We start from the raw sequence: 12,642 nt of genomic DNA on the forward strand, positions 1-12,642 counted from the left end.
CTGCGCGGCGCGACGGCATTGCTGGTGGTGCTCGGCCTCGCCCCTCAAGCGCACGCGGCGGAGCCCGAGGCCGCCCTGCCCGGCCAGGGCGTGACGGTGCAGCCGCTCAAGAGTTCGCTCGCCGAGGAGGCCTTCCAGACCCTGCTCGTCTCGCGCGCGCTGGAGCGGCTCGGCTACACGGTGCGGCCGATGAAGGACCTGGAGCCGGCGACCGAGCATCTGGCGATCGCCAATGGCGATGCGACCTTCATGGCCAACCACTGGCGGCAGTTGCATGAGGACTTCTATCGCAACAGCGGCGGCGACGCGAAGCTGGTGCGCGCCGGCGCGTACGCCGAGGGCGCGGTGCAGGGTTATCTGATCGACCGCAAGACGGCCGAGCAGTACGGCATCACGCGCCTGGACCAGCTGAAGGACCCGGCGCTGGCGAAGCTGTTCGACGCCGATGGCGACGGCAAGGCCGACCTGACGGGCTGCAATCCGGGCTGGGGCTGCGAGCTCGCGATCGAGCGCCACCTCGAGGCCTACGGCCTGCGCGGCCAGGTGACGCACCGCCAGGGCAGCTATGCGGCGCTGATGGCGGACACGATCGCGCGCTTCAAGGCAGGCAAGCCAGTGCTGTACTACACCTGGACGCCGTACTGGGTGAGCGCGGTGCTGCGCCCGGGCCGTGACGTGGTGTGGCTGCAGGTGCCGTTCTCGGCCTCGGTCGACGGCGGCGAGACGCGGCTGGCCAACGGCCGCAACTACGGCTTCGAAGCCGACCAGGAGCAGATCGTGGCCAACCGCGCGTTCGTCGAGAGCCACCCGGCCGCGGGCCGGCTGTTCGCGGCGATGAAGCTGCCGATCGCCGACATCAACGCGCAGAACCTGCGGATGAGCGAAGGCGCCGATTCGGCGCAGGACATCGAGCGCCATGTCGATGGCTGGATCCGCGCCCATCAGGCGACCTTCGATGGCTGGATCGAGGCCGCGAAGGACACGCCGCACTGAGGCCTCCCCGCTCGACGAGGAGCAGCTTCATGCCCCCTTCCCGTCCTGGCCGTCCTCCTCATCCTCTCCAGCCTCCTCATCCTCCTCATCGCGCCGGTGCGCCAGCCGGTAGAGCACCGGCAACACCAGCAGCGTCAGCGCGGTCGACGACAGGATGCCGCCGATGACCACGGTCGCCAGCGGCCGCTGCACCTCGGCGCCCGTGCCCGTGGCCAGCGCCATCGGCACGAAGCCCAGCGACGCCACCAGCGCCGTCATCAGCACCGGCCGCAACCGCGTCAGCGCGCCCTCGTGGATCGCCGCGTCCAGGCGCCGGCCCGCTTCGCGCAGATTGCGGATGAAGGAGATCATCACCAGCCCGTTGAGCACCGCCACGCCCGACAGCGCGATGAAGCCCACCGCCGCCGAGATCGACAGGGGAATGTCCCGCAGCCACAGCGCCACGATGCCGCCGGTCAGCGCGAACGGGATGCCGGTGAAGACGATCGCGCCATCCCGGAGGTTGCCGAACATCGCGAACAGCAGCACGAAGACCAGCAGCAGCGACACCGGCACCACCAGCTTCAGCCGCTCGGTGGCGGACTGCAGGTTCTCGAACTGCCCGCCCCAGGCCATCCAGTAGCCGGTCGGGAGCTGCGCCTGCTGAGCCACCAGCCGCTGCGCTTCGGCGACGAAGCTGCCGATGTCGCGCCCGCGCACGTTGGCGCTGACAACGACGCGCCGCTTGCCATCCTCGCGGCTGACCTGGTTCGGCCCCGGCGCGGTGCCCAGATCGGCGACTTCGCTGAGCGGGATGAATCGGCGCGCGCCGTCGGCGCCCATCGGCAGCGGGATCGGCAGGCGCTTGATCGCCTCGAGGTCCGCGCGCTGCGCCTCGGGCAGGCGCACGAGGATGTCGAAGCGGCGGTCGCCCTCGAACATCGTGCCGGCCTCGCGGCCGCCGATCGCGGTGGCGAGTGTTTCCTGGACATCCTGCACGTTGAGGCCGTAACGCGCCGTGCGCTCGCGGTCCACCACGACGCTGAGCATCGGCAGGCCGGTGGTCTGCTCGACGTTGACCTCCGAGGCGCCCGCGATGCCTTGCAGCAGCGCCGCGATGCGCTTGGCCGAGGCCTCCAGCACCGCCATGTCGTCGCCGAAGACCTTGACCGCCACGTCCGATCGCACGCCCGAGATCAGCTCGTTGAAGCGCAACTGGATCGGCTGCGAGAACTCGTAGTTCTGGCCCGGCAGCGTCGCGACCTCCGCCTGCACCGCCGCCAGCAGCTCGTCGCGCGTGCGGCGCGGCTCGGGCCATTGGTCACGCGGCTTGAGCATCACGTAGCCATCGGAGATGTTGGGCGGCATCGGGTCGGCCGCGATCTCGGCCGTGCCGGTGCGCGCGAAGACGCGCTCGATCTCGGGAAACTTCTGCTTCAGCCGCGTCTCGAGCTGCTGCTGCATCGCCACCGATTGCGACAGGCTGGTGCCCGGGATGCGCAGCGCCTGGATCGCGAAATCGCCCTCGTTGAGGCTGGGGATGAACTCGCTGCCCATGCGCGTGGCCAGCAGGCCCGAGAGCACGACGGTGACCGCCGCGAAGGTCAGCACCACCGGCTTGGCGTCCATGACGCGATGGAGCATCGGCTCGTAGGCGCGGCGCGCCCAGCCCATCAGGCGGTTCTCCTTCTCGGCCACGCGATCGCCGATGAACAGCGCCACCGCGGCCGGCACGAAGGTGATCGACAGGAGCATCGCCCCGATCAGCGCGATCACCACGGTGAAGGCCATCGGGTGGAACATCTTCCCCTCGACGCCGGCCAGCGCAAAGATCGGCAGGTACACGATCATGATGATCAGCTGCCCGAACAGCAGCGGCCGCCGCGCCTCCTGCGATGCGAGGAAGACCTCGTGCAAGCGCTCCGCACGCGTCAGCGGACGGCCCTTGTGGGCCTGGGCATGGGCCAGGCGGCGCACGCAGTTCTCGACGATGACGACCGCGCCGTCGATGATGATCCCGAAGTCCAGCGCCCCCAGGCTCATCAGGTTGGCGCTGACCCTCTGCTGGACCATGCCGGTGAAGGTGAACAGCATGGACAGCGGGATGACCATCGCCGTCAGGATCGCCGCGCGGATGTTGCCCAGGAACAGGAACAGGATCGCGATCACCAGCACCGCGCCTTCGACCAGGTTCTTCCTGACCGTCGCGATGGCCTTGTCGACCAGCGCCGTGCGGTCGTAGACGGTGACCGCGTGCACGCCCTTGGGCAGATTGGCGTTGATCTGCGCCATCCGCTGGGCCACCGCCTGCGAGACGGCGCGGCTGTTCTCGCCGATCAGCATGAAGACCGTGCCCAGCACGACCTCGCGGCCGTTGTCGGTGGCCGCGCCGGTGCGCAGCTCGCGGCCGATCTCGACCGAGGCCACGTCGCGCACCCGCACCGGAACGCCGGCCTCGTTGCGCAGCACGATGTTGCCGATGTCGGCCATCGTGCTCACCTGTCCCGGCGCGCGGATCAGCACCTGCTCGCCGCGCCGCTCGATGTAGCCGGCGCCGACATTGGCGTTGTTGCGATCCAGCGCCGTGACGACATCGCCCAGCGACAGCCCGTACGAGGACAGCTTCCCCGGGTCTGGCGCGACGTGGTACTCCTTGGCGTAGCCGCCGATCGAGTTGATCTCGGTCACGCCGGCGACGGTGCGCAGCTGCGGCTTGATGACCCAGTCCTGGATCTCGCGCAGGTCGGTCGGCGTGTAGGGCTGGCCATCGGGCTTCTTCGCGCCGGGCTCGCTCTCGACGGTCCACAGGTAGATCTCGCCCAGTCCGGTCGAGATCGGCCCGATGTGCGGCGTGACGCCGCCGGGCAGCTCGCCGCGCGCGGCCTGGATGCGCTCGTTGACCAACTGGCGCGCGAAGTACAGGTCGGTCCCGTCCTTGAAGATGACGGTCACCTGCGACAGACCGTAGCGCGACAGCGAGCGCGTCTGCTGCAGCCCCGGCAGGCCCGCCATCGCCGTCTCGATCGGATAGGTGACGCGCTGCTCGGTCTCCAGCGGCGAGTAGCCCGGCGCGCCGGTGTTGATCTGCACCTGCACGTTGGTGATGTCGGGCACCGCGTCGATGGGCAGCTTCTGGTAGTTGTACAGGCCCAGCCCCGCCATCCCGAGCACGGCGAGCAGTACCAGCCATCGGTGCTCGATGGCGAAGCGGATGATGCGTTCGAACATGGCCGGCCGCCCTTCAGTGCGAGTGGGACGCGGTGGCCTTGCCGGCCTGCGCCTTCACCACGAAGCTGCCCGCCGCCACGTAGGGCGTGCCCGCGCGCAGCCCCTCGAGGATCTCGACCCGCGTGCCATCGCCGCGGCCCGTGCGCACCGGCTGCGCGACGAAGCCCTCTGCGGTCTTGACGAACACGACCGGCTTGTCCGCCATCGTCTGCACCGCGTCGGCGGCGACAGTGACCGGCGCGGCGACCGCATCGCCGCGCACCTGGACGTTGACGAAGAGGCCGGGACGCCAGGCGCTCTTCGGGTTGTCGAGCGTGACGCGCGCCTGGGCCGTGCGGGTCTGCTCGCCGATGAGCGCGCCGACGTAGGCCACCTTGCCGGTGGCGGACTGCTCGAAGGCAGTGGCGCGGATCGTGACGCCGTCGCCGACGCGGACCTGCGCCAGGTCCTTGGCCGGCACGCTGATCTGCGCCCACACGCTGCGCAGGTCGGAGACGGTGAACACGGCGGTGTCCTCGCGCACCTGCTCGCCCAACGCGATGTGCTTCTCGACGATGGTGCCGTCGAAGGGCGCGCGCAGTTCGAAGCGGTTGAGCGCGCCGCTGTCCAGCGCCGCGCCCACCGCCTGCAGCTTCTGCCGCGCGTTGGCCACGGCGATCTCCGCTTCGCGCAGCGCCTGCTCGGCCACCTGCACGTCCTGCTGGGGCGAGATCTTTTCCTCGAAGAGCCGCCGCTCGCGCTCATGGGTCGTGCGCGCGAGCTGCAGCCGCTTCTGCGCCGCCTGGAGCTCCGCGCGCTGGTCCGACACCGCAGGGCTGCTGATCACGGCCAGCACCTCGCCCTTGCGCACCGCCTGGCCCAGCGCCACCGGCACCGCCTCGACCACACCGGTCACCCGCGGCACGACGTGGGCGGTGCGGTCCTCGTTGAACCTGATCTCGCCAGGCAGCTGGAAGCTGGCTTGCAGCGCCGCGCTCGCGGCCGGCTCGACAGCAATGCCGGCGGATTTGATCTGCGCGTCGGTGAGGCGGATGACGCCTTCATCGTCCTCGTGCGCCGCCTCGGCGCCGCCGGCCTTCTTCTTGCCGTCCTCGTGATGCTCGTCGTCCGAATGGCCCTCAGCCTCTTCGTGGCCATGGCCGTGGCCCTCCTCCGCGTGCGTCTCGCCGCCGGAGCGGCCCGCGCTGAGGATGCCGATGCCGGCGGCCGTGCCGAGCAGGAGGATCGCCGCGATCGCGATGGCCTGCTTCCTGCGCGCGCCACGGCGCGTGTCGTCATTGAAGTCGTGTGGGGTCGTCATGGGAATCTGGTCGGAATGGGGTCGATCGATCGGTCGTCCGACCGATCACGGGGCGTCGGCGGCACCGAGCCGCCGGTCGATGTCGGCGCAGAGCCGGTGCGCCTGCGAGAGCGCCGCGAAGTACTGCCCGCGCGCCTGCAGCCAGGTGCGCTGCGCGTCGAGCACGTCCAGGAAGCCGAACTTGCCCAGCTCGAAGCCGCGCCGCGCCGCCTCATGGGCCGCCTGGGCGCCGGGCAGCACGTCGCGGCGCAGGACCTCGATCTCCTCGGCGCGCGCGCGGAGCTGATCGGCGGCCTGCAGCACCTCGGCGCGCAGCTGTTGCTCCTGCGCCTGGGCGAGCGCCTGCGCGGCGTCGCGCTTGCGCAGCGCCTCGAACTGCGCGCCCTGGTTGCGATCGAACAGCGGGATCGGGATCGAGACGCTGATCAAGGGCTGCGTGCGGCCGAGCTCCGCGGCCCGCTTGCCGCCCACGCCGACGGTCACGTCCGGCGTGGCGCGGGCGCGTTCCAGCTCGAACGCCGCATCGGCGCGTTGCACCGCCATGCGCGCGCGGCGCAGCAGCGGGGACTGCTCGATGCGCTCGTCCAGCGCGGGCCCCTCCAGCAGAGCGGGCAAGGCATCGGCGCTGCCGTCGACGCGGACGATGGCGCCAGGCGCCTCGCCCATCACCACGCCCAGCGCGCGCAGCGCCGAGGCGAGGTCGGCCTGCGCCTGGCGAAGCTCGATGCGCGCGGAGGACTCGGCGACGCGGGCGCGTGTCTCCTCGATCGGCGACACCTTGCCCGCCGTGACCCGGCGCGACACGGCCTGCGCGCCGCTCGCGGCGATCTCCAGCGATGCCTGCGCGACCTGGACCCGCTCCTGCGCGATCAAGCTGTCGAAGAAGGCTTGAATGGCGCTCGCGCGCACCTCGGCGCGCCGGGCTTCGAGTTCCAGCGCCGCCACGTCGCGGTCGCGCCGCGCCAGTTCGACGCGCGCGGCGCGCTTGCCGCCGAGCTCGATCGTCTGGCTCAGCATCAGCGACGTGCTGCGCGTCTCGCGCCGGGTGTCCTCGACGTCCAGGCTCAGCGAAGGATTGGGGATCAGGCCCGCCTGACGGATGGCCCCGTCGCTGGCCGCGAGTTCATGGCCGCCAGCCCGCAGCAGCGGGTTTTGCCGCAAGGCGGTCTGCACCGCTGCCTCCAGCGTGAGGCCGGGTCCGGCCCCGGCGGAGAAGGCGGAGAACGTGGGAAGGGAAGTCAGTGCCGCGCATGCCAGCGGCACAAGGAATCTGCGCATCGAATACTCCAGGGTTGTGGGAACAACACGGGGATTCGACGAAGGCAGCGCGGCCGGAGCCGCTCAATGGGAGATCAGGAAAAGGAAGAGACGTCCGCTGCGATCGCCGAATCAGGCGATGCGCCAGTTGGGGCGTTCGGGGTGGTCCGGCGCCCGCGAGGAGAACGCCTGTTCGGCCAGGCCGCTCAGCACCTGCGCGCCGGGCCGCGGCAGCGGCACGCCCTCCATGGCCAGGGACTTGGCGGCGCTGAAGTGGCAGGCGCCGCAGTCGTTGTCGACGGTCAGCTTGCCGCCGGCCGTCTTGGCCGGGTCGCTGGCGACCTGCTGAGAGGCCTCGGCGCCGCCATGCGCGTGCTCGTGGTGCCCGACATGGCGGGCATGGCCGGTGCGATCGTGCTGGCAATAGGCCGCCGCCGCGGCCCAGGAGAACTGGAGCGGCAGCAGGACCAGCAGGAGGATCGTGAGCCAGCGGCGCATAAGGCGCGCAGTGTAGCGCCGCGCCGCGCGCGAACGTTCAGAAGTGGACGACCGAGCGGATCGACTTTCCCTCGTGCATCAGGTCGAAGGCCTCGTTGATGCCGGTCAGCGGCATCGTGTGGGTCACGAAGGGGGCGAGCTGGATGTCGCCGCGCATCGCTTCCTCGACCATGCCGGGCAGCTGCGAGCGGCCCTTGACGCCGCCGAAGGCCGTGCCCTTCCACGTGCGGCCCGTGACCAGCTGGAACGGCCGCGTCGAGATCTCCTGCCCCGCGCCGGCCACGCCGATGATCACGGACTGGCCCCAGCCGCGATGCGCGCACTCCAGCGCCGCGCGCATCACGTTGACGTTGCCGATGCACTCGAACGAATGGTCGACGCCCCAGCCCGTCATCTCGACGATGACCTGCTGGATGGGCTTGTCGTGGTCCTTCGGATTGACGCAGTCGGTTGCGCCGAAGACCTTGGCCAGGTCGAACTTGGACGGGTTGGTGTCGATGGCGATGATGCGGCCGGCCTGCGCCAGCTTCGCGCCCTGGATCACCGCCAGGCCGATGCCGCCCAGGCCGAAGACCGCGACCGTGTCGCCGGGCTGCACCTTGGCGGTGTTCTTCACCGCGCCCAGGCCGGTGGTGACGCCGCAGCCCAGCAGGCAGACCTGCTCGGGATTCGCGTCCGGATTGATCTTGGCAAGCGAGACCTCGGCCACCACGGTGTACTCGCTGAAGGTCGAGCAGCCCATGTAGTGGTAGACCGGCTGGCCGTTGTAGCTGAAGCGCGTGCTGCCGTCGGGCATCACGCCCTTGCCCTGCGTCGCGCGCACGGCCACGCACAGGTTGGTCTTGCCGGACTTGCAGAACAGGCACTCGCCGCACTCGGCGGTGTAGAGCGGGATCACATGGTCGCCGGGCTTGACGCTGGTGACGCCCTCGCCCACCTCGACGACGATGCCCGCGCCCTCATGGCCCAGCACCGCGGGGAACAGGCCTTCCGGATCGTCGCCGCTGAGCGTGAACGCATCGGTGTGGCACACGCCGGTGTGGGTGATCTTCACCAGCACCTCGCCCTTGCGCGGCGGCGCGACATCGATCTCGACGACTTGCAGGGGCTGGCCCGCGGCGAAGGCAACGGCGGCTCGGGATTTCATGATGGGGCTCCGGAGGAAGGCGTCAGGGGGCGCGAGTCTATACCCGCGGCGCGCCTTCATCCACGCCGGCCCGCCGGCTCAGCCGCCGGCCCAGCGCTCCAGCCAGCCGACGATGCGCCGCACCGCGTCGATCCGGTGCGAGGGCCGCCCCTGTGCCATCAGGTGGTGGGAGCCGCCGGGATACAGCACCAGCTCCGAAGCCGTGCCGGCGCGCTGCAGCTTGATCAGCAGCTCCTCGGACTGGCCCATCGGACAGCGCTGGTCGCTCTTGCCCTGGATCAGCAGCGCGGGGGTGGTCGCGTCGTCGACATGGTCGACCGGCGAGAGCCGCTTCATTGCCCCGCGGTTGTCCTGCGGCCGGCTCTGCAGCGCGAACGGATCCGCGTAATAACCGCTGTCGGACGTGCCGTAATGCGATTCGAGGTTGGCCACCGGCGCGCTGATGACCGCCGCGCGGAAGCGCCGCGTGTGCCCGATGGCCCAGGCGGTCATGTAGCCGCCATAGGATGAGCCGGAGATCGCCAGCCGCTCGCCCGCCAATCCCTCGCGTTGCAGCGCGTCGATGGCGGCCTCGTGCTGAGGGAAATCCAGCTCGCCCCAGCGGCCGCGCAGCCGCTCGCTGAAGGCGCGGCCATAGCTGCTCGATCCCACCGCGTCCAGCGCGAGCACCGCCCAGCCGCGGCTCACCAGCACCTGCCAGTGAGGCGTGCTCGAGTACTGCATCGCGACATAGCTGGCCGGACCGCCATGCACGTCGACCAGCAGCGGCATCGCTTGCCGCTCGCCTGACGGCAGGAAGAGCCAGCCCGACACGGCTTCCTCGCCGCCTTCCCCGTCGGGCAGTTGAAAGGTCCGGCGTTCGACGCGGGGCGCGCGGCGTTCGTCCCACCAGGCGTTGAACGAGGTCAAGGTTTCCGATGCCTGGCAGCCGCGGCCCGGCGCGTCGGCATCGGTCCATGCCGCGGCATGCAACTCCAGCGGATGGTCCACGCCTTCCTCGGTGTAGACGACGCGGTCGCGGCCCGCCGCCATCAGCGCGACCTGTCCCGTCGCCGGCTCGATGGCCACGGCGACCTCGCCGCTCGCGGCGTCGATCGTGGCGATCCGCTGCAGGCCGCGCCACGCCTGCACGAAGGCCAGGCGCCGGCTGTCGTCCACCCACTGGAGCACGCCGGGCACCGCCTCGATGTCATCGTCGCCGAGCGCGCGGATCGCTCGCGTCCAGGTGTCGCACACCCAGAGCCGCATGATGGAATCGCCACCGTCGCGCGCGCCCATGAAGGCGATGCTGCGCCCATCCGGCGACCAGCACGGCATCGTGGCGGTGGATACCCCGTCGCTGTACTTCACCGGCTTGCCGGCCGCGCCGCCCGCCTCGATGTCGACCTCCACGGTCCACAGGTCGCTGCAGTGCACTTCGCGCGGGTCCTCGCGGGTGCGGCCGAACGCCAGTTGGCGGCCGTCCGGCGACCAGCAGAAATGATCCGAATCGAAATCGCCCGAGGTCAGCACGCGGCCGTCGCCGCTGCTGGCGTCGACCAGCACCAGGTGCAGCCGCGACGACAGCACATAGCCCTGGCCATCGGACTTGTAAGGCAGACGCCAGACCGGCTCCGGGGCCTGCTTGTCGCGCGGTGGCCGCGCGAGATCGAGTTCATGAGCGCCGTCCTCGTGGCGATCGGGATCGACATTGATCGCGCACAGCGCCGCGAGATGGCGCCCGCCGGGATGCCAGGCCAGATCGACGACGGCGCAGCCGAAGCGGGTCAGCGGCGAGGCCTCGCCGCCATCGGCCGGCAGCAGGTGGATCTGCGGCGCATCGCCGCCGCGATCGCTGATGAAGGCGATACGGGTGCCGTCGGGCGACCAGCGCGGCGAGCGGTCCAATCCCGGCACGCGGGTCAGCCGCGCGGCGGGGCCGCCCCGGGCCGGCACGCGCCACAGCTGCGACAGATAGCGGTCGCCATCGCGGTCGACCGACTTGAGCGCGCACACGACCTGCTCGCCATCGGGCGACAGATGCAGATCGGTGATGCGTTGCTCGAGGAAGAGGTCTTCCGGCGCGAAATCACGCAGCGTCTCCTGGGACGCCGGATCATCCTTGGCCGAATCAGTCATTGGGGGCTCCTGACGGAGGACACAAAAAGGGCCCCGGCGAACCGGGGCCCGGCGCTGGGATCAACGTTCGTCGCGCTGCGAGCCGCCGTCCTCACGTTGACGGCTGCTGTCCTGGTCCTGGCGCGAGGCTTCCTCGCGCTGACCCTGGCCTTGGCCTTGCTGGCGCTGGTTCTCCTGGCCTTGCTGCGACTGCTGGCGCTGGTTGTCCTGGCGCTGCGAGCCGCCTTGCTGTCCGCCCTGCTGCCCGCCTTGCTGGCGCTGGCTGTCCTGCCCTTGCTGGCCCTGCTGGCCTTGCTGACGCTGGTTGTCCTGGCCTTGCGTGTTCTGCGCATTGGATTGCTGAGTCATGACGGTCTCCACTGGTAGGCATCGGCAAGACGCCGACGAAAGTCATCTGGCAACGCCTATACCAGGGCACCGATCATGGACTTGGGGTCAGGCCTTGACCGCCGCAGAAGCGCTTGTCATGCGGGTTGCGGCGAATTGCCCCTGCTCGCTGCTTTGGAATGGGCCTTGCTGGATGGCGCTTGTCGCCCATCGCGATCCGGCTCCCTGGAGCCGTCCTTTCATTCCCATCACGCCCCGCCACCCGCAAGGAGATCCGTCCATGTTCGCCCACAACAAACGACTGCAGTACACCGTTCGCGTCCGCGAATGCAACCCGGCCCTGGCCAACCTGATGCTCGAACAGTTCGGCGGCCCGCAAGGCGAGCTCGCCGCGGCCTGCCGCTACTTCACGCAGGCGCTCGGCGAGGACGACGCCGGCCGCAAGGACATGCTGCTCGACATCGCCACCGAGGAGCTCAGCCACCTGGAGGTCATCGGCACCATCGTCGCCATGCTGAACAAGGGCGCGAAGGGCCAGCTCGCCGAGGCGACGGAGGCCGAGGCCGAACTGTTCCGCTCGCTGCAGGGCGCCGGCAACGACTCGCACGTGACGCAGGTGCTGTACGGCGGCGGTCCGGCGCTGACGAACTCGGGCGGCCAGCTCTGGAACGCCGGCTACATCGACAGCATCGGCGAGCCGACGGCCGACCTGCGTTCCAACATCGCCGCCGAGGCGCGCGCCAAGATCGTCTACGAGCGCCTGATCGCCGTTACCGACGATCCCGGCGTGAAGGAGGCGCTGGGCTTCCTGATGACGCGCGAGATCGCGCATCAGAAGTCCTTCGAGAAGGCGCTGTACGCGATCAGCCCGAACTTCCCGCCGGGCAAGCTGCCGGGCAAGCCCGAGTTCGCCAGCGTCTACTTCAACATGTCGCAGGGCGAAGGCGACCTGCGCGGCCCGTGGAACGACGAGAAGCTGTTCGCGTACGTGTCCGACCGCGAGCAGCAGGCCGCGGTCGACGGCGGCGACGGACAGGCGACGATGGCGCTCTCGCCGGACGAGGAGCGCGACTACGAAGCGATGCGCACGCGCACCGCGTCCGATCCGATGAGCGAGCCGGTCACCGGCGTGGAACTGGGCAGCGGCGCGACGCCGGTGGATGCGGCCAACGCGGCGATGGACAAGCCGCTGCCCTGAGCGCAGCCGCGCGCGCGGCCGGCCGGCGCTCCAGCAGCGCCGCGGCCGCGAGCCCCGCGCCGAAGGCCAGATAGACGCAGGCCAGATGCCGCGCCGGCAAGCGCCGCTCGAAGCCCGGGGTGAAGCGGCGCGGCAGCAGCGCCAGGTCGACCGCCGCCGCGAGCGCCGTCAGCGCCGCGGCTTCCGCCACGATGCGTCCCCGGCCATGCTGGCCGGCGCCGGCGCGCGTGCGCAGCGCCGCGAACACGCTGCCCCAGAAGAAGGACGAAGCTTGGTGCGTCAGCGCGCCGACGACCGTGTGGCGCAGGCTGAAGCGCTGCGCGTGGGCGGCGCGCTCGCCGAAGAACCAGTGGCTCGGCCCGTTCAGTCCGGTGACGGTGCTGTCGCCGTTGACGCGGCTGGCCCATGCCAGCGCGAACGCGGACATCAGACCGCCCCACACGCCCGAACTGGCCATGAGGGTGAAGTGCCGGGAAAGAGTCATGGGCGGGGCTCCGTCCTTTCTGAAGAAGCCGTTCGAAGGCACGGGGCTTGCCGACCGCCGGGGGCAAGTGGCCATGCATCGGTCCTGTCAGGCAATGACCGTGCCGAAACGCC

Annotated in this window: 10 protein-coding genes; 2 read left to right on the forward strand and 8 right to left on the reverse strand. The window is 70.4% G+C overall.

Annotated features, from left to right (window positions below):
- Positions 1–27 precede the first annotated feature (27 nt).
- On the forward strand, positions 28–993 hold the full coding sequence (gene proX, locus ABDW61_RS06220; protein ID WP_343637587.1) for a glycine betaine/L-proline ABC transporter substrate-binding protein ProX: 966 nt from the start codon (positions 28–30) through the stop codon (positions 991–993).
- A 27-nt stretch (positions 994–1,020) separates the two neighbouring features.
- Here the strand turns inward: proX and ABDW61_RS06225 are convergent, their stop codons facing one another.
- From ABDW61_RS06225 to ABDW61_RS06255, 7 genes are all read right to left on the reverse strand, one after another.
- Entirely contained in the window at positions 1,021–4,200 is a 3,180-nt protein-coding gene (locus ABDW61_RS06225) for a CusA/CzcA family heavy metal efflux RND transporter (protein WP_343637294.1), read from the reverse strand.
- A gap of 13 nt (positions 4,201–4,213) precedes the next feature.
- A complete protein-coding gene (locus tag ABDW61_RS06230; protein WP_343637296.1) occupies positions 4,214–5,500 on the reverse strand; it encodes an efflux RND transporter periplasmic adaptor subunit in 1,287 nt (428 codons plus the stop codon).
- Positions 5,501–5,545: 45 nt separating this feature from the next.
- Complete coding sequence (locus ABDW61_RS06235) at positions 5,546–6,778, reverse strand: TolC family protein (RefSeq protein ID WP_343637298.1); 1,233 nt, start codon at positions 6,776–6,778, stop codon at positions 5,546–5,548.
- A 111-nt stretch (positions 6,779–6,889) separates the two neighbouring features.
- Complete coding sequence (gene czcI / locus ABDW61_RS06240; protein WP_343637300.1) at positions 6,890–7,255, reverse strand: cation efflux protein, CzcI family; 366 nt, start codon at positions 7,253–7,255, stop codon at positions 6,890–6,892.
- Positions 7,256–7,292: 37 nt separating this feature from the next.
- Complete coding sequence (locus tag ABDW61_RS06245; RefSeq protein WP_343637302.1) at positions 7,293–8,402, reverse strand: S-(hydroxymethyl)glutathione dehydrogenase/class III alcohol dehydrogenase; 1,110 nt, start codon at positions 8,400–8,402, stop codon at positions 7,293–7,295.
- 78 nt (positions 8,403–8,480) lie between these two features.
- A complete protein-coding gene (locus tag ABDW61_RS06250; RefSeq protein ID WP_343637304.1) occupies positions 8,481–10,520 on the reverse strand; it encodes a S9 family peptidase in 2,040 nt (679 codons plus the stop codon).
- Between the two features lie 60 nt (positions 10,521–10,580).
- Complete coding sequence (locus ABDW61_RS06255; protein WP_343637306.1) at positions 10,581–10,868, reverse strand: hypothetical protein; 288 nt, start codon at positions 10,866–10,868, stop codon at positions 10,581–10,583.
- 259 nt (positions 10,869–11,127) lie between these two features.
- On the opposite strand from ABDW61_RS06255, the gene ABDW61_RS06260 reads away from it, so the two are divergent.
- The gene (locus ABDW61_RS06260) at positions 11,128–12,045 is read left to right on the forward strand and encodes a manganese catalase family protein (protein WP_343637308.1); all 918 of its coding nucleotides are present in this window, start codon (positions 11,128–11,130) and stop codon (positions 12,043–12,045) included.
- Here the strand turns inward: ABDW61_RS06260 and ABDW61_RS06265 are convergent.
- Complete coding sequence (locus ABDW61_RS06265; protein ID WP_343637310.1) at positions 11,969–12,529, reverse strand: hypothetical protein; 561 nt, start codon at positions 12,527–12,529, stop codon at positions 11,969–11,971. The genes ABDW61_RS06260 and ABDW61_RS06265 overlap by 77 nt on opposite strands.
- Positions 12,530–12,642: the final 113 nt, after the last annotated feature.

The organism is Roseateles sp. (assembly GCF_039595595.1).
Lineage (GTDB): Bacteria > Pseudomonadota > Gammaproteobacteria > Burkholderiales > Burkholderiaceae_C > Roseateles.